The organism is Novosphingobium sp. SG919 (assembly GCF_012932495.1).
GTDB classification, from domain to species: Bacteria; Pseudomonadota; Alphaproteobacteria; order Sphingomonadales; family Sphingomonadaceae; genus Novosphingobium; species Novosphingobium rhizosphaerae.
On record NZ_JABCNG010000001.1, the window covers coordinates 2,133,940 to 2,154,442 of the forward strand.

A 20,503-nucleotide genomic window follows, 5' to 3' on the forward strand; every position below is an offset into this window, starting at 1 on the left:
CAGGCCAAGCCATCAGAACGTCTTGCTGAGGCGCACGCCATATTCGCGCGGCGCGCCATAGAGTTCGTTCTTGCCGTTCTGCCCGGCCACGTAAAACTTGTTGGCCAGGTTGGTGCCATAGACCTCAGCCTTGAAGGTCCCCATGTCGAGCGTGATGCTGCCCTGGAGCAGGCCACGCGCGGCAATCAGGTCGGTAGAGGCCTGGTAGGTGGGATAAGCCCACTGCGAACCGATATAGGCATAGCCCAGGCGCGGGGTCAGCGTGCGATCCCCACCCAGTTCGATGCGATAGGCTGCCGAAACGTTCCACGTCCACTTCGGACTATAGAGGTTGGGCCCACCCGCGGTGCTGGTGATCACATAGTTGAAGCAGCCCGTGCCCACCGTGCCGGGGGTGCCGGCCGGGTTGCACTGCGGCGTGTTGACGCCCGCCGGGATCGCCCACTTGTTGACCAGCGACAGCGCGCTGAGCGAACTGTCAACAAAAGACAGGCCACCATCGACCGACAGGGCATCGAACTTGCCCTGGAAGCTGGCCTCGAAGCCCTTGATATCGGAATTGGCGAGGTTGACCACGCCGCTCTGCCCCGACAGCGGGTTGATCACGTCCATCTGGAAGTTGTTATACTTCATGTAGAACGCGCCGATCTGCGTCTTCACGCGGCGACCGAACAGGGTGGACTTCCAGCCCGCTTCGTAATCCCACACCGTTTCCGGGGCGAACGTGCCGCCCGGCGGATTGATGCCGCCATTCTTATAGCCGCGCGCGGCAAACACAAAGAGCAGGTTGTCGGCATCGGGCTTGAAGTTGAGCGCCAGCTTACCGGTCATACGGCCATCGCCTTCGCTGCCGGTCTGCGGCACCAGCACGGTGGCGCCCACCGGCGGGGTGGACAGGACCTGGTCGATGGTGGAGCCGGCCGCCGCGCGATAGACCGCGCCAAAGCCATCGACGTGGAAATGCGAATAGCGAAGGCCGGCATCGACCGAGAACTTGGGCGCGATCTGGTAGCTGGCCTGGCCGAACACGCCGAGCAGGACCTTGTTGGTCATTGGCTGGGGCAGCGTGGTGAACGCCCCATTGGTGCTGTTCCAGTTGCGCAGATCGATCTTGTTGCGCTGGGCATAGCCACCCAGCACATACTTGAACGCCCCACTATCGGGCGAGATGATGTTGATTTCCTGGCTATAGACCCGCTCGCGCACGTTGTTGGCGCCAACCACCTGGTTCTGCACTTTGCCCAGCGCGGCGAGCGCCGGATACGTGGACCAGTTGGTGGGATTGATCGAGCTGGCGTCGGTTTCGGTCACCGCCGAGAGGCGCTTGTTCTGGTAAGCGGTAACCGAGCGCACGGTCAGCCCGCCGTCGAACTGGTATTTCGCTTCCAGCACCGTGGCGAACGCGCGCTCGAAATTGGCGATCGGCGAGTCGTAGCTAACCGTCCAAGGGGTGTTGGTGCGGCCCACGACATAGGGATTGTTGGCCAGCGTGGTGTTGATCGGCTGCAGTGCGAAGCCGCCGGTGCGGCGCTGCACCGCTTCTACTTTCAGGTTGGCCTGGAACCCGCCGGTCTTGAACAGCGCCTGCACGCGGCCGTCGATCTCGTTGAGCCGCTCCGGCTGGTTCTTGGCCGGCCCGACATCCTTGAACCAGGCATCGTGGCGGTTGAACAGGCCAGAAGCGCGGATGGCGAAATTGTCGCCCACCGGCAGGTTCAGCGCCCCGTTGATGCCGGCATTGTTGTAATTGCCATAGTTGGCTGCGGCATAGCCACCCAGCTTGCCCAGTTGCGGGCGCTGCGTGGTGAGATAGACGGCGCCACCGGTCGAGTTGGCGCCCGAAAGCGTGCCCTGCGGTCCGCGCAGCACTTCGGCCCCGGCCATGTCATAGAACTGGCCGTTGGACACGATCGGCGTCTGGAACACGCCGTCGATATACGTGGCAACGCCGTTGGTCACCTGGGGCGAGGCAGAAGCCAGGCCGATACCGCGGATGTTGAAGCTGTCGGTGATACCCGAGCGCGAAATGGTGATGCCCGGGGCGGCAGTCTGCAGATCGAGTGCGCGGCTCACGCGCTTTTCGGCCAGCGCTTCACCCGAAAGCGCAGTAACCGCGATGTTGACGTTCTGAACGCTTTCGCGCCGGCGCTGCGCGGTCACCACGATGTCTTTCACGCCCGGCTCGGTCGCGACGGCGGCCGGCTCTGTCGTTTCCGCCGCGAAAGCCGTGATTGATGAAAGGGCCGAGCTGCTCAGCAGCGCAAAAGCCACCAAAGGTTTCACTCGAAATCCGGTCATATTCCCTCTCCACACCTGCAGCGCGTTTCGCGCCTTCAAGTTATGTTATATAACATATGATGAAGCTGATCCAGTGGCCTGTTGTGGCGCACGAAAGAGATTTTCATCTGTGGCTGCGCGGCAACACCTGCGGGTGGAAACCCGGCAGCGGCGGCCACCGCTCAATGCACGCGCAGCAGCTTGTCCGGGTTGCGGATGACGTAGATCGCCTGGATCTCTCGACCCACGACCAGCAGCGCGGTGGTTTGCAGCAAGCCGTCAGGTTCCCTGGTAATGAACCCCGGCAGCCCATTGATCACGGTAAAGCGCACGAGTTCCGAAGGGGCACGGCGCAACCGCGCCAAGGCCATCTGCGCGCGCAGATATTCGCTCGCGCCGTGCAGCACACGCGCCACCGACGGGCGCTTCCCACCGCCATCGGAATGGAACTGCACGTCCTGCGCGAGCAGAGCGCTCAATCGCGCCACGTCGCCTTTCTGGGATGCTTCGAAAAAGGCGATCGCGATGGCCTTGCCTTGGCCGTGATCGATCGGAAAACGTGGGCGGGCATCGCGCACGTGCATCCGGGCACGCCGGGCGAGTTGGCGGCAAGCCGGCTCGTCCCGGTCGAGGATGAGGGCGACTTCCTCGAAGCTTTCCCCAAACACGTCGTGCAGCAGGAACGCCGCCCGTTCCAGCGGGGAAAGCCGTTCGAGCGCCAGCAGCAGAGGCAAGGTCACATCGTCGTCCAGCGCTTCGTCCACGGTCGGCTCGGGCAACCACGGCCCGATATAGCGCTCGCGCTGAACGCGCGCCGATTTCAGGTGATCAAGGCACAGCCGTGTGACGATCCGGCGCAGGAAGGCTGCCGGCGTGGCCACCTGGCCATGGTCCACGGCCTGCCAGCGCAGGTAGGCTTCCTGCACCACGTCCTCGGCATCGGCCATCGTGCCCAGCATGCGGTAGGCAACGCGCAGCAGGGTGGCCCGCTGCGCGTCGAAGATCTGGCCAACCGTTTGGCTCATTGCCAGCCCAGTTCGGGTGCATAGACGTTGAAGCCCACCGCCAGGCGATTCCAGCCGTTGATGACGTTGATGGCCAGCGTCAACTGCACCTGCTCGGCGGGCGTGAACTGCGCCGCCAAGGCGGCATGAACGGCATCGGGCGCCCTGCTGGTGGCGATCTGCGTCATGTGTTCCGTCCAGTCCAGCGCAGCGCGTTCACGGGCGCTATAGCACGGTGCCTCGCGCCATGTAGCCACGAGGTGGATGCGCTGCTCGCTCTCGCCTGCCTTGCGCGCGTCGAATGTGTGCATGTTCAGGCAATTGGCGCAGCCGTTGATCTGCGACGCGCGGATTTTCACCAGTTCGAGCAGCGACTTTTCCAATCCGCATTCCGCAACCTTCAGGGAAAAGGCAAACCACGCTTTGAAAACGTCGGGCGAAGCGGTGTAGAGATCGAGACGTGGGGTCATGATGGACATCCTTTCAGAGGGGGGATGCCGTCATGACGAGCCTGATCCGCGGTTTGTGACATGGCGCACCAAATTTTCATGCGAGCCAAGCAGGTTCGGTGCGAAGCCGGCTTATCCGGCCGCGCGCCAAGGCGGCGCCCGTGCCCGCAGGCGCAAGCCAGGCTGGCGGCGTTCCGCTGCGCATGGAGCGGCAGGCCTCGCCATAGGAGTGTCAGGACTTAAGCGTTTCCTGGCACGTGGCCATGATCGTCTGGCGAAACCAGCGATGAGCCGGGTCAACATCAAGGCGGGGGTGCCACATGGTGCTGATCGTCAGTTCCGGCGTCGACACTGGCAGCGCGAAGCCCCGAAGCCCTCTGGCGGCGCCCTGTCCGTCACGAAGGCAACTGCGTGGCACAAGCGCGACCAGGTCAGTGTCACGCGCGATATTCAACGCATCGATAAAGCTTGGCACGATTGCCGCGATCTCGCGTCGCAAGCCGATCGCGTGCAGGGCATCGTCCACCGGCCCACGTGAAGCGCCGCGCCGTGAAGCGACCACATGCCGACAGGCCGCGTAGATTGGCGGCGTGATCGGGGCATCGAACAGGGCATGATCGGTTCGGGCCGCGCCGATGAAGCAGTCACGAAAGATCAACTGGCTGCGCATTTCAGGTGCTGACGAGCCGGTCGTCCCGATCTCCAGGTCCACTTGCCCATCGCGCAACGGTGCCGCCGCCTTGTTGGGCTTGGGGGCAAAGCGCAGGCGCACGCGCGGGGCGGCCTTGGTCACCGCCACGACCAGCGCCGCCGCGAACATGGCCACAAAGCCTTCGTTGGAGCGGATGGTGAAAGTGCGCTCCAGCAGCGCTGGGTCGATCGAGCCGGTCGTCGGGCCGAGAACCGCCCGCGCCTCTTGCGCCAGCAGGTGCACGCGCGTGGCCAGTTGCTCGGCATGGGGCGTCGGCACCAGCACACGCCCGGCCTGGACCAGCAGCGGATCGCCCGTCGCCAGGCGCAACCGGCTGAGCGTGCGGCTCATGGCCGATACGCTCAACCCGAGGCGCCTGGCCGCCCCCGTCACGCTGCGTTCCGCCAGCAGCACATCGAGCGCAGTGAGCAAGTTGAGATCGATCGGCGCCATGCCTCAGCTTTAGCGGCCACTGGCGCAGCGTTCAACGCAACCATGCTTTGCATGGCGCGCGTCTGGCGCAACCCGCCGCCAAGGCCCACAACCGTCAAAGGAAACAGTACGGGAACTTTGGTATGGAAGCGGGAACGATCCTCCTCGCGGGCGCGTCGCGCGGCCTAGGCCTGGCGATGGCCGATGCGTTCATCCAGAAGGGTTGGCACGTGATCGGCACCGTGCGGGACGATGGCAGGACCGCCCTCCACGATGTGGCCGACGCCCACCCCGATCAGGTCACTATCGAACGGTTGGACATCACGGTGCCCGAGCAACTGGCCCGCTTGCACGCCAAGCTGGCGGGGCAGGCGCTCGATATCCTCTTCGTCAACGCCGGCATCGCCAGCGGGCGGGCCGACGAAACGATAGCCGAGGTGTCAACAGACGAATTCGTGCGCGTGATGGTCACCAACACGCTCGGCGTGATGCGTGCGGTGGAGGCGTTTGAGGATCTGGTCCGTCCCGGCGGGGTTATCGGCGTCATGTCCTCTGGCCAGGGCAGCATCGCCAACAACACCAAGGGCAGCTTCGAAGTCTATCGCGCCAGCAAGGCCGCGCTCAACCAGTCCATGCGCAGCTTTGCCGCCCGCCGGGCTGGCGACCCACGCGCGATGGTGCTCATGGCACCAGGCTGGATTCGCACCGATATGGGCGGGCCCAATGCCACGTTCAGCATCGAGGAAACGATCCCCCAACTCGTTGCGACGCTCATCGCGCAGCAGGGCACGCCCGGCCTGCGCTTCATCGACCGACACGGGGCGCGCGTACCGTGGTGATCGCGGGGCCCTCTCTCTAAGAACCGACAATGCCTGACTACGGCCAAAGCGTGGCGCCAGGACTGCAACGAAACCCGCCCCCACCCATCGCTGGGTTTCAGGGTATGACCCTAGGCACCGTGGACGAATTCCACAGGGCCGCCTAGGGGTTGAGCAGCTTCAACCGCACGAGGCTTTCGGCGCTCGCCAGGATGGCTTCTTCCCGCGAGCGTGGCGACCAGCCGAGCAATCGCTTGGCCTTGGCCCCGCTTGCATTCATGTTGATGCCCAGATGCGGCGCCACATTCTTCATCACCGGATTGAAGAGAGCCATCGTACGGATCAGCCAATTGGGCAAAACGCGGGTCGACACGCTGGCCGCCGACTGACCCATGCGCGCTTTCAAAAGCCTGGCGATATCCACCATCCACAGGCTTTCCCCTGATGTCGCCAGGAAACGCTCGCCCTTGGCCGCCGGATCGATCATCGCGCGCACGTGCAGATCGGCCACGTCGCGGACATCGACAACACAAGTGTTGACCTTGGGGCAGCCTGGCTGACCATCGAGCATGCTCTTGATAAGCCGGATTGAATGCGAATAGTCCGGCCCCAGCGCCGGGCCCAGAACGGTGGCGGGATTGACCGTGGCCAGTTCAAGCCCATTGCCTTCCTGCTTGATGAAGTCCCACGCGGCACGCTCTGCCAGCGTCTTGGACCGCTGATAGTGGGCCACCTTGCCCGACAGATCGCTCCAATCCGTCTCGTCAAACGGGCGGCGGTGGTTGGGTGCATGGCCCATGCCGATTGCGCCAAACGCCGAGGTGAGCACCACGCGCTTGACCCCCGCATCGCGCGCCGCGCGCAAGACGCGCAAATTGCCTTCCACTGCTGGCCGAACCCAATCTTCCTCATGCGTCTGGGTTCCAGACGGCGTGGGGGAAGCCCCATGGAGCGCATAAGTGCAGCCCGCCGCTGCCTCTGCCCAGCCAGCGTCGGCGGTCAGGTCGGCAACGATGAATGACAGTCGATCGCCCGGTTCAACACCGCCCGTCCTGAGATTGGCGAGGACTTCGTCACGGCGCGCCAACGAACGCAGGGTCGTCTTCACCCGGAATCCAGCGCCCAGCAGCGCAATGATGCAATGCTGGGCGATGAACCCCGTGCCACCGGTTACGAGCACTTGCTTTTCCGTCATTGCCGTTTCTCCATACTGGCGGTGCCGGCGTAGATAAGACAGACATTGCGGACGGAGAATGCTTCAAAGTCCGGCATTCATGTGCGATAGTACGGAAATGCGCGTTGATCCCTTCTCCGACATTCTCAAACTGGCGAAAGCGGAAAGCCTGGTGACCGGCGGCTTCACCGCAGGCGGCCGCTGGGCCATTCGCTTTCCGGCACCCAAGACGATCAAGTTCTTCGCTGTGGTGAAAGGCAATTGCTGGGTTACGCTCGATGGCGAAGCACCGATCCATTTCGAAACCGGCGACGTCGGGCTTTTGTCCGCCCCGCGCGCCTTCGTGCTCGCCAGCGATCCCGATGCTCCCGCGCTCGATGCGATGGACCTGTTCTCGGGCGCCGGCAGGACCGAAGCGCAACTCGGCGATGGCGGGGATTTTGCCCATATCGGTGGCCACGTCCTGCTCGACCCCGGAAACGGGCCGTTGCTCGGCAGTATGTTGCCGCCATGGATCCATGTTCGGGGCAAGCAGACTCAAGCGGCAAAATTCCGCTGGCTGCTCGACCGTTTGAATGATGAACGGCGCTCGGCACTGCCGGGAGCGGGGCTTGCGGCAGGGCAACTGGCGCAGCTTCTCTTCATCGAAGTCATGCGCGCGCACATCGGCAGCCCCCATGCGGATCGCGCAGGCTTGCTGCGGGCATTGGCCGACCCCCGCCTGATCCCGGCCATCCGCCTGATTCATGGCGATCCAACGCGGCCCTGGCAGTTGACCGATCTTGCGGAAGCCTGCGCCATGTCGCGCACGACGTTTGCCGAGCGCTTTCGCACCGTTGCGGGCGTCACCCCCCTCTCGTATTTGACGCAATGGCGCATGCGCCTTGCCGAACAGGCGCTGCGGGAGACAAGGGACAGACCCGTTGGGCTGATCGCCCAGGCCGTCGGCTACACCTCGGAAAGCGCGTTCAGCAATGCCTTCAAACGGGTGACGGGAACCTCGCCAAGGGCGTACCGAAACGCGTGGAGACCAGCCGCCAAAACCTGAGTCCCCATTTTCAGGTTGGCATCAGGCCAGCTGCGATCGATTTCAAAGCGCAGCCTATGCCGCCGCCGCCCAGCGGCGGCATGGCATAGTCGAGCGCTGCGCCGTGTATCACGCGGCCACGCTATGATCGACCAGGCCATCGGCAACCCAGCGTCCAAGCCAGCCGCCTGCAGTGCGCACGCCCTCGGCCTCGCCCAAGGCACAGGCGAGCTCTCGACAAAGCGCATCGAAGCGCATTCCGTCAAGCAACCGACGGGCAAATTCGCTTTCGAGAGAGTCGAGCGTGCGAAAGCAAGCGATGTGCGCCTGTCGCCAGATCAACACGGTCGTGACCTGGGGCATCAAGCACGGCATGGGAATGTCCTGTGCCGACGTGTGGGCCGACCAGATCGCCGGGGCATTTGTCCGCAACGGCAGCAAGCGGGCGGTTGGTACCCATTTGAGCATGGCCCGGTCCCAATCGATGCTGCCAAGCGCAGCCACCTGCAAAGGGGCAGCATCGTGCCCCACAAATGTCTCGGCCAATCCCAGTTCCAGCGCGGCCAGTTCTGCCACGGCCGGATCATCGGGCCATTGCACGGCGAGGCTTTTGGGAAAGCTCTCCGCATAGTGGTCGAGCGACCAGCTATCGGGGGCGCAAGTATCGATATGGAATGCCGCACAAGCGTGGAAATTCTCTGATCCCAACCACTTCTCGGTGTTTGGAAAGCTTTCCGCCAGGCAGTCCAGCAACGCGGCCCGGTGGTTGTTCTGATAGACCAGGAGGCCCGCCTGCGCATCCGGCGCAAAGCGGGCCGCGGCGCGATCCGAGCCGGTCGCCAGCCAATCGCGAAAATCGGCCTGGAGCGTGCCGAGCGTCATGCTGCCATCCGGCGAGAGGCAAATGCCCGCGCTTGATCCAGTTCTGCCAGCAATTCGGCCAGCGGCGGAATGTTGTCATCGCGCTCGATCATCACCGCAACCGGGCCCACCAACGCCATCACATGCGCAAACAATGCCCAGACTGCGGGCGCGACAGGCTGGTCGTGCGTGTCGATCAACAACGTCTCGCCTTGGCTGTGGCCGGCCAGATGGATCTGCCTGACCCGATCCAGCGGCAGCCCCGCAACATAGGCAATGGGATCCAGGCCGTGATTGATCGCGGAAACGTGGATATTATTCACATCGAGCAGCAGTCCACACCCGGTCCGGTCAGCCACCGTGCGCAGGAACTCCCATTCGCTCATGTCCGACTGCGGATAGGTCATGTAGCTCGACGGATTTTCCATCAACAATTGCCGGCCCAGCGCATCCTGAGCGCGCGCCAGATTGACGCAAACGGTCTCCAGCGCTTCGGCATTATAGGGAAGCGGCAGCAGATCGTGCGAATTGAACCCCGGCGCGCGCGACCAACTGAGGTGATCGGAAACGAACAGCGGCTCGATCTCGTCGGCCAGCGCACGCAGACGGGTGAGATAATCTGGATCGAGCCCGTGGGCCGAGCCCACCGACAGCGATACGCCATGCAACGCCACAGGGTGGCGCTCGCGCACTTGCCGCAGGATGTGCCTTGGCCGCCCGCCCGCAACCATGAAGTTCTCCGAAATCACCTCGACAAAGTCTACCGGGACGGCGGTTTCCAGAAATTCGGCATAGTGCGGCTTGCGCAGGCCAAGGCCGAAGCCGGAAAAGGTGGGTAGTGGCACGATCGCTCTCCTCGCACCTGCGCGCCGCTGCCCGTTGACGCGGGAAGCAGCACGCAGGCCGTTTGCTTCAGCGGGGTTACTTGGGCTCGGTCAGGCTCCCGCCGGCGGCCTTGCAGGCCTTGACTGACAGCGACTTGAAGCCCTGCCCCTTGCAGTCGTTCTGGCCCTTGCAATCGTGATTGCCGGACTTGCAATCCGACGTGCCCTTGCAGCTGTTGACGCCGTAGCAGTGAACCGTGGTTGCGCCGCTGGCGGCCATGGCCGGGGTAGCAACGGCAGCAGCCGAAACGGCGACGATGGCAGCCGAGGCAGCCAGGCTGAGGCTTGCGTTGAAAGTGTTCATCATAATGCTCCTGGGACGTGCATGTGCCGGGTGTGGCACCTGCTATTCGTCGCCGTGACGGGCGCGGTTACAGCAGCGCGAAATTTACCAGCGCAGCAGGCGTGGGCCGACCAGCGCGCCCGCCAGGGCGGCCAGGCCGATGCCGAGCGTGTACCAGGTCAGCACGAAGATCGCGGAAACCTCCGGGCAGTGGAGGCAATAGAGCGTTGCGCCCCAGGCACCGGCCGTCAGCCCCGCCGTTGCACCCGCCGCTCGCAGCCGGGTCGGCGCAAGATGCCGGAACGACCAGAGCAGGCCGCCGAAAATCGGCATCGACAGCAAGAACACCAGCGACGAGCATACGGTCCAGCTGTGGCCGAGCCACATCGCCAGCCACTGTGTCGGTGGTGCTCGGCTCATCTCGAAAAGGCCGATTACGGCAAGCGACAGGACCGGGATGACCATCAGCCACATCCAGCCGAGCTTGCCGCTATCGGGACGGGCAAGGCGTGCCGTCGCCACGACCGCGCAGCTGCCCAGCGAGACCGTATAGCCCCACTTCATCCAGAACGAGTAATGCTGGATGGCCAGGGCCAGCTGCGGGTTCAGCCCCAGCAGCCACACGATCGGCACGAGCGCAAGGATCGCCCCCGCGCCGATCCCGATGGCGAGGCGACGCCCGACGGCATGACGCGGCACGGGTTTCACGTCCTTGGCCAGCGCCTGGATCAGTTCGTCGGTGTTCATCCTAGATCTCGCCTCTGATACGGGCCGCGAGCGCTTTCAAGCCGCGGTGCACCGACACTTTTACGTCTGATTCCCCCATCTTTGCCCGCGCCGCCGCCTCCGAGGTATTGAGACCTTCGAGCCGGGTTGCGCGGATCGCCTGTGACTGCTTGGGTGGCAGCTCATCCAGCAGCCGGTCGACATCCAACCGCGCGTTGCTGGCATCCTCGAACCCTTCGGCGACAAGAATGTCGTCCAGCCCTTCGATCGTGCAGGTGCGGCCGCCGCGCCGAAAATGGTCGACCATCTTGTAGCGCGCGATGGCAAACAGCCAGCCACCGAACGGGCGATCCCGGTCGAACGTTGCCCGGCGCGTGTGCACGGCGATCAGCGTTTCCTGGACAAGGTCGTCGATGTCGTCGCGCCCGTCGCGCATCCGGCGGCGATAGAACGCCTCGAGCACTGGAACGAGCGCGCGCAGCAACTGGGTCTGGCAGGCCGTGTCGCCGTCCAGTCCGCCAATCATCCACGCCTTCAGTTGGGATTCGTCCGCTCGCATGTATGCTCCCGCCCCATGCTTCGCTGCAAGCTGCCCAACGGTTACACGCCCGATCACAAAAAAACGAAAAAAGATTCTGTAACCGGTTCCGCCCAGCCTGCGAATTGCCCCTTGCCGTCCTGGACCGGGTCACCGTCCGGGCGGGCAACACCGCTTTTCCATTCCCAGGAGCTTCATCATGACCATTACCCAAGCCGCCGCCGCCGTCGCGCTGTCTGTCGCGCTGGCCGGAACGAGCGTTCGCGCCGCCGACGCCCCCAAGACGGAGAAATGCTATGGCGTGGCACTCGCCGGCAAGAACGATTGCAAGGCCGGTGCCGGCACCAGCTGTGCCGGAACTTCCGTCAAGGACTACCAGGGCAACGCCTGGAAAGCCGTGAAGATCGGGACCTGCACCGCGATCAAGACCCCGCACGGCATGGGCTCGCTCACCCCGCGCGGCTGATCTGGATTGGCCCGGGCGCCGATGCCAGGCCGTCCGGGTCGCACCGCATGCCCCGTTGCTGGAGGCCAAAACGATGAAAATGCTGATGACTCACTATCAGCGCGCTACCGATCTAGCCGGGCAGCTGTTGCCGGACTGGCTTTTGCTGCTTGTGGCCCGGCTGGGTGCAGCGGCAATTTTCTTCCTGTCCGGTCGGGCCAAGGTCGAAGGGTGGTTCACGATTACCGACGGCACCTTTGACCTTTTCGCCACCGACTATGCCCTGCCGTTCATCCCGCCCCACATTGCCGCCTATGCGGCAACCATTTGCGAACACCTGTTTTCCGCGCTGCTGGTGCTCGGTCTGTTCACCAGAGCCGGGGCGCTTGGCCTGCTCGGCATGACTCTGGTGATCGAGGTGTTCGTCTATCCTGATGCCTGGCCAACGCACCTGAGTTGGGCAGGCCTGCTCCTGCCTTTGCTGGCAAAGGGCGGCGGCCGCGTTTCGCTCGACAGCCTGCTGCGCCACAAGTCCAGGCTGGCGCATGCCAAATAACGGCGATGGCCATTTGAGTAGCCCCTGGTTTTTAGCAGAGGTTCGTCTCCTCGCTCAAAAGCGAGCGCGTCCGGCGCCGGACCTGTAAAACCCGCGACGATGCCCGGCAGGACGTGTTTGATTGCGTCGAAATATTCTACAACCCGGTGCGCAAGCTCGCCAGGATCAGCATGCCGTCCCCCGTCGAGTTCGAACGGCAGCAGATCCTGACAAACAGAAGGCGTCTAGAAAACTAGGGGCTATTCAGTTTGCCTCAGTTCACCTGGCTCGCTGTCCCTTCGGCGCGCTGCTTTATAATAGCCAGAATATTGCTCTGAATGTCGCCCAACAGGATTTCGCCCCAAAGCTGGGCGTATAGATTGACGTGCGTCTTCGCGATGTAATGCGTCCGCAGGGTCAGCAACGTCCGGTTCGCGGCCAAAGGGGTCAGCGTGTAATCGCCGGTATCGATCTTCAGGAATTGCCCGTCCGGTGCAATATGCCGGTCCGTGTAGTCCTGGAGCGAGCTGTTGGTGAAGGCAAACGACCATCCAAGCCGCCGTCCCGGTTGCCATTGGGTGATCCGCTCCTCGAAATTGATGTGATCACCCCAATAGGCGGTGCGGATGGCGCCCACGCCATGCCCACTAATTGTGGTTGCACGCGGACGCGGCAGGCGCAGCATGCTTTGCGTGAAATTCCATTGCCCTTCGTCGCCCCCAATATGCGCGTTGGCTACGGCAAATGGCCAGACTTGCGCAGGCGCAGCCTCGATCACGATCGAGCGGGTGAGCGTGACCGGCTGCTCGGTGATCGGGATCCGGCTTTCCACGCTGCCACACATCAGCGGCAAAAAGAGCAGCGAAGCCTGAAATCGAGCCGGATGAGCCCGCCCTTTGCGCACGCGACGCAGGATGTAGACGCCAAGCCAGCCAAAGGCCAACCAGATGGGTGCCAGCATGACAAGGCAGATGACGCCCTCGCGCAGGAATATTGCCGATCCTGCGCAGACAATCGCGCCGAACACCGGCGGCACTGAAAGGTAAAAGGACCGTGGTCTCTCCAGCGCGGGATCCCCGACATAGCAGATCAAGGCGCAAAGATAGGCTGGCAGAACGGCCAGGAACCACAGGCTGGCAAAGGCCACGCTGTTCGCCTTGCTGGCGTTTATCAGGATATAGGCGCTGAACGCGATGGCCAGTGCCAGCGTGAACCCCGCGAGGATGCGTCCGCGATAGAATGGAGCCTCGGTCATAGTGCAAACTCCGGTTTGGCGACCATCAGCCAGAAGATGGCGATGACGCCGACAAAGGCAGGCCAGCCCAAGGCGAACCACCAGCGCGCCAGGCGATAATAGTGCCGGGGCAATTCGGTCCCGTCTGGCGTGGCTTCGGCGATGCGGCGCATGGCGATCTGAATGGCCACCACCGGCAGCCAGCAAGCCCCCACCAGGATGTAGAGCACGATGGCGGCTACCAGCCATGGCGTGGTCAGCGGAAAGCCGGCCAGATGGGCCAGCCATACACCTGTCACCGGCTGCACAATGACGGCGGGCGTGGTGAACAGCCAATCGGCCAGTTCGACATTGCGGTTCACCACGCGTCGCGCCGCAAGCACACCCGAACGGTTGGCCATCCAGCCGTGAAACGCCGTGCCAAGGCCAGTGCCGAACAGCAGCGTCGAACTGAGGATATGGATGGTTTTGAGAAGCAGGTAATCAGGCACGGGGCTTCTCCATCGCGTTAATGGCGAGAGACAGGCCGAGGACGGCGAGGTTCTTGACCAGGGCTCCAAAGGGATCGCCCCAGAGTTCGGGCGCGATGGCGGCAAGGATCAGGCTGTAGGCAACCATCAGCGCGACCCCCACCAGTGCGGCCCTGCGGCAGCGCAGGATCAAGGCAAGGGCAACCGTCATGTCCGCCAGCGATCCGGCCCAGACGGTGCCAATCGCGGCCTCCCCCGTCAGGCCGAGGCGGGCCAACAAGTGGGTGTTGCTCCCCATGGGCGTGAGCAACAGCGGCACCAACCCACCGGCCAGCCAGACGGCTGCCAAAAGCCCGCGCAGCGCAGGCTCCATCGGCACCAGGCGGGCGGCCAGCACATCGCCCTGCGTCGCCGGATGAGCGGCCAGGAATTGCGCGACAGGTTGCGGCACAAAACCCAGTGCAGTCACGAATGGCTCCACCGGCGCGGCATTTCCTGTATCCAGCATCGTGAGGCTGTCGTGCGTCACCGGGCCGATGCCCAGAGAGGCGACGACCCGCAGCATCCAGCGCGGGACCGGCAGGCTGCTGGCCACGCCAACGCCCAGCCAGTGTCGCAGAATGGCCATCAGGTCCAGGACGCGCATCGGTTGGGGCCCCACCGCATCCACCACCAAGCTCATGGGTAGTGGTCGCTGCAAAAGGCGCCAGATCGCATCCACAAGATCATCGATGGCGATAGGCTGCACCATGCCGCCGCCTATGTCGGGCATGAGCGGCAAGGCGGCCAAGGCGCTGAACAAGGCCGTGCTGCCCCCACCTAGCCCCACCACCAGCGAAGGGCGGACAATGGCCCAGCCCAGGTCCAGCTTGGTCAAGTGCTCGTCCGCTGCGCGCTTGCTGCGGTGATAGGCGGTGGTGCCCTCGCTGGCACCGAGCGCCGAAATTTGAACCACCCGCGCCACGCCCGCACGCGCGGCGCCATCGAACAGGGCGATAGCGCCTCGGGCATGGACGCCATCATAGTCCGCCCCGGCAGCCAAGACGCCTGCGCAATTCACCAGCGCGTCATGGCCACACAACCGCTCGGTCCAGACAGTCGCATCGTCCCGGGCAAGATCGCAGGCAATATCTGCGCCGCGCCGCCCGGCCACCGTCACCGCGCAGCCTTCGGCGCGCAGCCGCCCGGCCAGATGCCCGCCGATGAAGCCACCGCCCACGATCATCACACGCATCGCGGCTTCCTCAATCCATGTTTGGCTGTGGGACACGCCGCCATACGGCTAGGCCCAGTGTAACGGCATGGGCGGGCTGCGAGGCAGCAATCGGGATCAACACGGTTGGCTCCTTTCCCGAGCTGCGGTCGGGATGACCGCGTCATGCCCCCGGCTTCGCAACTGGCATGCCAATTGCGAAGATTGCCGGAAAACCGGGACTTTTGCCGGTGAAGACCTCGTGCGAATGTAAACGACGTAAACGGAAACGCCTGCTATGCTGTCAACGATGGATACAGCCCTTGGCATCATGGCCTATGTCGGCGCGCTGGGCCTGACCGCACTGGCGAGCTTGCTGCTGGCAGGCTTTGTCGCGGCCAAGGCGCGTGGTTTGCCGGGCGCATGGACGCTGGTGATATTCCTGTGCGGAGTGGCGCTGTGGAGCCTGGCCATGGCCGCTCCGGCGATGCTGGGCGCTAGGGCAGCGCCCTTTACGCTGACCGTGATCGCGCTTTCGCCATTGCCAGCTGCAGCCTTCGTGCATCTGGTATTCGCCTTCGCGCTATGCGGTGCGCTGCGACCGGTGGCTTGGACCAGTTATGGCGTCGCGTGCTTGGCAGTGGTCGCAGGCATTTGTCTGGGCGTGGGACGAATCGTACCCTGGCATGGCTTTGCGGGGGCCTTTGAGCCTTCGCTGGCGGGCTGGGGAGTGCTGGGCGTTACGGCGGTGCTGTCGGTGGCGGGCCATGTCCGCCTGTTCCAGACATGGCGTCAACAGAGCGGGCTGCATCGCGATCAGGCCGGCGCTGTGTTCGTGTCGAGCGGGATCGGACTTCTCGCGCTTACCGGCTTTGCCTTCCCCGCGCTGGGGATTGAGGCATATCCCTGGCCGGTGCTGGCGCTGCCGCTCTATTCGCTGGCCCTGGTCTATGCGGTGCTGCGGCATCGTTTCATGGCGGGCGATGTATGGGCGCGGCGGGGCTTGGCGTGGATCCTCCTTCTGGCGGGCGCGGGGGGCGCGGCAGCGCTGATCGCCACTTTGCCACTGGCGCTTGCCGGTCGGCCAGAGGGCTTTGTGGCGACATGGGCGGCCTTGGCGGGCGCCATGGCGCTTGGGCTTCTGGTTATGGCGCCGCTCAAGCGGCTGACCGACCGGCTGGTATTCCCAGGCGCCCAGCTAGATGTGGAGCCATGGCGCGATGCCCTGGCGCAGGTGGCAGACGAGCAGGCGCTGGGCGAACTGGCCAACGCCATGCTGCGCCAGCACCTGGGCCTCGCCGCCGATGGGCCAGGGTTGGCGGTTAAGGGAGAGGCCGTGACGCTGGCCGGATGGGACGATGCACCCGCCGCGCTGCGCCACACCGCCGCCCGCATCGCCGCGCTGGTGGAGGAAGCCGCTCGCCGCCTCGCCAGCGCACAGCGCATGGTGGAAGCAGAGCGCGAAGCGAGGCTCGCGGAACTGGGGGCGTTGGCGGCGACGATCGCGCACGATCTGCGGAACCCATTGGGCATTGTGCAGATGGCAGCCACCGGAGCCCCACCCGAAGTGCGCATGGAGATTGGCGAGCAGGTGGGGCGCATGAACGCGCTCGTCACCGACATTCTGGATTATGCGCGGGCATGGACCATTACGCCGCGCCCCATCGAACTGGCACCTTATCTGTCCGGATTTGGCGTGCCGGTGGATGTGCCCGACGGCATGATGCTCCACGCCGATCCTGCCGCCTTGCGCCGTGCCCTGGCCAATCTGGTGGACAACGCCAGGGCGATGGGCGGTGACTGCACGATCATTGCCGATTGCCGCAGCATCGAGATTTGCGACAACGGCCCCGGCATCGCGCCGGAGATTGCCGAAAGCCTGTTCAAGCCCTTCGTTTCGCGCCGGGCCGGAGGCACGGGCCTCGGCCTCGCCATCGTCCGCCGTATCATGGAGGCGCATGGCGGCACTGCCACGCTGGCCCGGCGCGACGGGTGGACCACCTGTTTTCGCCTGACATTCGGGCCTGATTTGCGAGAGCGCGGATGATCCTGCTGGCCGATGATGAACCCGCCTTTCAGCGCCTGACTGCAGGCTGGTTGCGCACGCAGGGACATGAAGTGACCACGGTGGGCGATGGCGATGCCGCGCAAGCCGTCTTTGCGAAGCAGCGGCCCGATGTCGTGCTGCTCGATCTGGCGATGCCGCCACATCACGATCCGCAAGCGGGCATTGCGCTGATCTCCGCCTTTGCGCCTGCGCCGGTGGTGGTGATGACCGGCCACGCTGATCAGGCACTGGCCATGCAGGCGATCGAGGCGGGCGCCTGGGATTTTCTCGCCAAGCCGGTCGATCCCGATCTGCTCCGGGTCGTCGTCGCCCGCGCGGTAGAACGCGCGAGGCTTGCGCAGGAATTGGCCCTGCTGCGCGCGCGGGATGAAGCCAGCGAGGACATGGGCCTGATCGGGCAATCCCCGCCAATGGTCGCCCTGCGCGCGCTGATCCGCCGCGTCGCCCCTACCAACATGCCGGTCATGGTACTGGGGCCCAGCGGTACCGGCAAGGAACTGGTAGCGCGCGCGATCCACGCTACCTCGCCCCGCGCCAAGGGTCCCTTGGTCCCGGTACATTGCGGGGCGGTGCCGGCGGACTTGCTGGAAAGCGAGTTGTTCGGCCACCTGAAGGGCAGTTTCACCGGTGCCCATGCCGACCGTGCTGGCCTCGTCGAAGTGGCCCATGGCGGTACGCTATTCCTGGATGAGATCGGCGAGATGCCGCCGGCCATGCAGGTCAAGCTGCTGCGCTTCCTGGCCGATGGTACTTATCAGCCGGTTGGCGCACGCGAGATGCGCAAATCGGATGTGCGCATCGTCGCTGCCACCCATCGCGATCTTGCCGCCGCCGTCGCCGATGGCGTGTTCCGCGAGGACCTCTATTATCGGTTGAAAGGCCTGGTGCTGTCCACGCCAAGGCTGGACGAACGCGGGGCGGACAAGGCGTTGCTGGCGCAGATATTCCTTCGCCGCGCAGCACCCGGCATCAGCTTTGGCGCCGCCGCATTGGAGTGGATCGCCCAGCGCACCTGGCCTGGCAACGTGCGTGAATTGCGCGCAGCCGTGGAATGTGCAGCGGCCTTGGCGCAAGGCACTGCGATCAGCGTCGAGGACCTGGCCTTTGCCACCGGTGGAACCGCGCCCGTTACCTTGCCTGCCGCGAATGTGACCCTGGAAGAGGAGGTCGCCGCGTTGGAGCGCCGCCGGATTATTGAATCGCTCGAGCGTACCGGCCACAACCATACCCATACCGCCCGCGACCTCGGCCTCTCGCGTGTCGGCCTGCTGAAGAAAATGGACCGCATGGGATTGCGGTAGGCGCCGCCAAGCACGACACTCATACCCTTAACAAGGCACGCGAACCGGTCGTTTGCTCACCGTCATGGCAGAGCGTTGGCATGCCAAGGCTTGGACCTTCCTACCGTACCCAGCGCTTTGGGCAATCGACTGCGTTGCGGAGAACAGCAGGCCTGCCGCTGTTCACGGGTGAACGACAGCGAGCAAATCTTTCAAGATGCTTTGGGTGCAGCCAGCGGTGCGGCAATCTTCGTTTCGCAGAAGGGGGTGATGAGAGTTTTGTTCAATCGCCCAACCAATCGGTTATGATCTCGCCGCAATGCCCCTCTGGCGCCAGTGCGGCGCGCAGCGCTTCCAGCAGAGGCGGCAGAGCCTGCGTGAAGGCGTAGGGCGGATTGACGATGAAAAGGCCAGCGCCATTGTAGATGCCAGGCAGATCGCGATCGTATAACCAATGCTCCACCGTCAGAAATTTCGGGATGTTGAGCTTGCGCAACTGCTCCTTCCATCGCGAATGAGTGACACGGTCTTTCAGCGGATACCAGATCACCATCACACCATGCGCCCATTTGCGGTAAGCCGCGGTGAGAGTGGCGGTGATCCGCGCGCGTTCGTCCGTCTGCTCATACGGCGGGTCGACCAGCACCACGCCGCGAGGCGTTCGGGGCGGCACCATCGCCAGCCAAAGCTCGTAAGCGTCTCGCTCATGCACGGCAGCGGATGTATCACGCATCGCGCCGCGCAGGGTATTGACGTCCTCGGGATGCTTTTCGTTCAAGATCAGGAGATCCTGCGGGCGCAGCAACTGGGCCAGAATCCGCGGTGAGCCGGGGTAAAGGTGCAGTTCGGACCCTACATTCACCGCCTGAACGGCGGCACGGTAGGGATCCAGCAAGGGGTTCGGGTCGGCAAAGGCCCGTAGCACGCCCTGCGTGGCTTCCCCGGTGCGTTGGGCCTGCTCGCCGTCAAGGTCGTACAACCCACAGCCGGCGTGGACGTCGATCAGCGTCAGCGCACTCTGTTTTTGCTGCAAAGCCCGCACAAGGGCGATCAGCAAGCAGTGCTTCACGACATCGGCGCTATTGCCAGCATGGAAGGAATGGCGATAATTCATTGTAATTCAGTATCCTGACGATCTGCCTCTAAAGGAGTTGCAGGGCGCAGTTGCCGCGTGCGAGGCGATTGAAGTGACCAATCGGGTGCTCCTATAAAGTCAGGCGGAAACCTTCAACGCACTTCTACGCGAGGCCGAAAGCCCGCGTTGGCGATCGTCACCAGAGGCGTAGGAGGCAAGGCTCGATCGGCAGACACCCGGCAGCACAACGGGGTCGGCGCCATGCCGGCCGCTCCGTGCCGATGCTGCTGCCCCCCCCGATCCAGGTCAACATGCGCGCCGGCCAGTTTCAAGCGGCATCGGCGAACGGCACCAGGACCGCGCGCGAACCGCTTCAAGCCTTGAGCGCATCCGGGTTGGACAGCACGATCCGGCGCATCACCGTGCGCAATGCGGTGTCGAGCTGGGCGCGGTCTTCGCTCGACAGATCTTCCAGCCATTCCTCGTACATGTGCGTGCGTTCCTCACGCACCATGGCGTAGATCGCCTTGCCTTCGGGCGTGAGCGAGATCAGGCTGCTCTTGCGGTTGCGCGGATTGGGATCGCGCTGGATCAACTGCCGCGATTCGAGTGCCGCCACGGCACGGCTCACCTCGGAACGATCGACAAACGCCGCCTCGGCAATTTCGGCCGCGCTACACTGCTTCATCAGTTCGACATGCGAGATCACGCGCCATTCCGCCAGCGACATGGCCGCGCGATCGCGCACATGCTGCGAGGTGACGCGGTCGATCATCTTGGCAAGCAGCAGGATGCGGTAGGGCAAGTGGCTCGGCCCGAAAAGCTGCCAGCGGCGCTCTGATGCCGCCAGCATGGCGTGCCCGTCCCCCTCCACGAGCAAACTGTCGCTCGCGAGGAGCGCGTGGCTGGGATTTTCGCTGGCGCTGTCCGTGTCCATGCCGATTGCATAGCCAAAAGATTGTCCCTTGTCATGCCGGACTTGTGGATGTATCAACAACTGACATAGTGAGAAATCAACAACTCACAAAATCACCCAGGAG

General features: G+C 64.1%; 21 protein-coding genes and 1 pseudogene. 7 read left to right on the forward strand and 15 right to left on the reverse strand.

From position 1 onward, the window contains the following. Positions 1–12 precede the first annotated feature (12 nt). The 4 genes from FHT19_RS09460 to FHT19_RS09475 form a co-directional block, all read right to left on the reverse strand. Positions 13–2,298 (reverse strand): TonB-dependent receptor, encoded by a 2,286-nt coding sequence (locus tag FHT19_RS09460; RefSeq protein ID WP_168555275.1) that lies wholly within the window; start codon positions 2,296–2,298, stop codon positions 13–15. A 161-nt stretch (positions 2,299–2,459) separates the two neighbouring features. Continuing rightward, a complete protein-coding gene (locus FHT19_RS09465) occupies positions 2,460–3,302 on the reverse strand; it encodes a sigma-70 family RNA polymerase sigma factor (protein WP_169474721.1) in 843 nt (280 codons plus the stop codon). Continuing rightward, positions 3,299–3,751, reverse strand: a complete 453-nt coding sequence (locus FHT19_RS09470; protein WP_169474722.1) for a carboxymuconolactone decarboxylase family protein — start codon at positions 3,749–3,751, stop codon at positions 3,299–3,301. The genes FHT19_RS09465 and FHT19_RS09470 overlap by 4 nt, the downstream gene beginning before the upstream one ends. Positions 3,752–3,962: 211 nt before the next feature. After that, positions 3,963–4,874 (reverse strand): LysR substrate-binding domain-containing protein, encoded by a 912-nt coding sequence (locus tag FHT19_RS09475; protein WP_169474723.1) that lies wholly within the window; start codon positions 4,872–4,874, stop codon positions 3,963–3,965. Positions 4,875–4,996: 122 nt separating this feature from the next. On the opposite strand from FHT19_RS09475, the gene FHT19_RS09480 reads away from it, so the two are divergent. Continuing rightward, entirely contained in the window at positions 4,997–5,692 is a 696-nt protein-coding gene (locus tag FHT19_RS09480) for an SDR family oxidoreductase (RefSeq protein ID WP_169474724.1), read from the forward strand. 142 nt (positions 5,693–5,834) lie between these two features. Here FHT19_RS09480 and FHT19_RS09485 read toward each other — a convergent pair whose 3' ends face one another. Next, positions 5,835–6,866, reverse strand: coding sequence for an aldehyde reductase (locus FHT19_RS09485; RefSeq protein ID WP_169474725.1), 1,032 nt, complete (start codon positions 6,864–6,866; stop codon positions 5,835–5,837). 97 nt (positions 6,867–6,963) lie between these two features. Here FHT19_RS09485 and FHT19_RS09490 point away from each other — a divergent pair, with 97 nt between their 5' ends. Then, on the forward strand, positions 6,964–7,893 hold the full coding sequence (locus FHT19_RS09490; RefSeq protein WP_211184734.1) for an AraC family transcriptional regulator: 930 nt from the start codon (positions 6,964–6,966) through the stop codon (positions 7,891–7,893). A 108-nt stretch (positions 7,894–8,001) separates the two neighbouring features. Here the strand turns inward: FHT19_RS09490 and FHT19_RS09495 are convergent, their stop codons facing one another. From FHT19_RS09495 to FHT19_RS09515, 5 genes are all read right to left on the reverse strand, one after another. Then, positions 8,002–8,754, reverse strand: a complete 753-nt coding sequence (locus FHT19_RS09495) for a DNA-binding domain-containing protein (protein WP_169474727.1) — start codon at positions 8,752–8,754, stop codon at positions 8,002–8,004. Beyond that, a complete protein-coding gene (locus FHT19_RS09500; RefSeq protein WP_248290354.1) occupies positions 8,751–9,578 on the reverse strand; it encodes a DUF692 domain-containing protein in 828 nt (275 codons plus the stop codon). Before FHT19_RS09500 ends, FHT19_RS09495 begins: the two co-directional genes overlap by 4 nt. Before the next feature lie 76 nt (positions 9,579–9,654). Next, the gene (locus FHT19_RS09505) at positions 9,655–9,921 is read right to left on the reverse strand and encodes a hypothetical protein (protein WP_169474728.1); all 267 of its coding nucleotides are present in this window, start codon (positions 9,919–9,921) and stop codon (positions 9,655–9,657) included. Between the two features lie 84 nt (positions 9,922–10,005). Then, the gene (locus FHT19_RS09510) at positions 10,006–10,647 is read right to left on the reverse strand and encodes a DUF1109 domain-containing protein (RefSeq protein WP_169474729.1); all 642 of its coding nucleotides are present in this window, start codon (positions 10,645–10,647) and stop codon (positions 10,006–10,008) included. A gap of 1 nt (position 10,648) precedes the next feature. Beyond that, the gene (locus FHT19_RS09515; protein ID WP_169474730.1) at positions 10,649–11,185 is read right to left on the reverse strand and encodes a sigma-70 family RNA polymerase sigma factor; all 537 of its coding nucleotides are present in this window, start codon (positions 11,183–11,185) and stop codon (positions 10,649–10,651) included. A 178-nt stretch (positions 11,186–11,363) separates the two neighbouring features. On the opposite strand from FHT19_RS09515, the gene FHT19_RS09520 reads away from it, so the two are divergent. The 3 genes and pseudogenes from FHT19_RS09520 to FHT19_RS09530 form a co-directional block, all read left to right on the forward strand. Next, the gene (locus tag FHT19_RS09520) at positions 11,364–11,630 is read left to right on the forward strand and encodes a DUF2282 domain-containing protein (protein WP_169474731.1); all 267 of its coding nucleotides are present in this window, start codon (positions 11,364–11,366) and stop codon (positions 11,628–11,630) included. Between the two features lie 73 nt (positions 11,631–11,703). Beyond that, complete coding sequence (locus tag FHT19_RS09525; RefSeq protein ID WP_169474732.1) at positions 11,704–12,165, forward strand: DoxX family protein; 462 nt, start codon at positions 11,704–11,706, stop codon at positions 12,163–12,165. 35 nt (positions 12,166–12,200) lie between these two features. Beyond that, positions 12,201–12,401: pseudogene (locus FHT19_RS09530) on the forward strand (IS3 family transposase); the annotation flags it as partial. Positions 12,402–12,418: 17 nt separating this feature from the next. Here FHT19_RS09530 and FHT19_RS09535 read toward each other — a convergent pair. Genes FHT19_RS09535 through FHT19_RS09545 form a run of 3 tightly spaced genes read right to left on the reverse strand, consistent with a single transcriptional unit; the run spans position 12,419 to position 15,082 of the window. Next, positions 12,419–13,480, reverse strand: a complete 1,062-nt coding sequence (locus FHT19_RS09535) for a hypothetical protein (RefSeq protein ID WP_248290355.1) — start codon at positions 13,478–13,480, stop codon at positions 12,419–12,421. Then, positions 13,396–13,869 carry a DUF2269 domain-containing protein gene (locus tag FHT19_RS09540; protein ID WP_169474733.1) on the reverse strand — a complete coding sequence of 158 codons (474 nt, stop codon included), beginning with the start codon at positions 13,867–13,869 and terminating at the stop codon, positions 13,396–13,398. Before FHT19_RS09540 ends, FHT19_RS09535 begins: the two co-directional genes overlap by 85 nt. Next, positions 13,862–15,082, reverse strand: coding sequence for an SDR family oxidoreductase (locus FHT19_RS09545; protein WP_169474734.1), 1,221 nt, complete (start codon positions 15,080–15,082; stop codon positions 13,862–13,864). Before FHT19_RS09545 ends, FHT19_RS09540 begins: the two co-directional genes overlap by 8 nt. Before the next feature lie 268 nt (positions 15,083–15,350). On the opposite strand from FHT19_RS09545, the gene FHT19_RS09550 reads away from it, so the two are divergent. Beyond that, positions 15,351–17,087, forward strand: coding sequence for a sensor histidine kinase (locus FHT19_RS09550; protein WP_248290356.1), 1,737 nt, complete (start codon positions 15,351–15,353; stop codon positions 17,085–17,087). Then, on the forward strand, positions 17,084–18,409 hold the full coding sequence (locus tag FHT19_RS09555) for a sigma-54 dependent transcriptional regulator (RefSeq protein ID WP_169474735.1): 1,326 nt from the start codon (positions 17,084–17,086) through the stop codon (positions 18,407–18,409). Before FHT19_RS09550 ends, FHT19_RS09555 begins: the two co-directional genes overlap by 4 nt. A gap of 262 nt (positions 18,410–18,671) precedes the next feature. Here the strand turns inward: FHT19_RS09555 and rlmJ are convergent, their stop codons facing one another. Both rlmJ and FHT19_RS09565 read right to left on the reverse strand, forming a co-directional pair. Continuing rightward, the gene (gene rlmJ, locus FHT19_RS09560; RefSeq protein ID WP_169474736.1) at positions 18,672–19,502 is read right to left on the reverse strand and encodes a 23S rRNA (adenine(2030)-N(6))-methyltransferase RlmJ; all 831 of its coding nucleotides are present in this window, start codon (positions 19,500–19,502) and stop codon (positions 18,672–18,674) included. Between the two features lie 334 nt (positions 19,503–19,836). Then, positions 19,837–20,400: a MarR family transcriptional regulator gene (locus tag FHT19_RS09565; protein ID WP_169474737.1), complete on the reverse strand. Its 564-nt coding sequence runs from the start codon at positions 20,398–20,400 to the stop codon at positions 19,837–19,839. Positions 20,401–20,503: the final 103 nt, after the last annotated feature.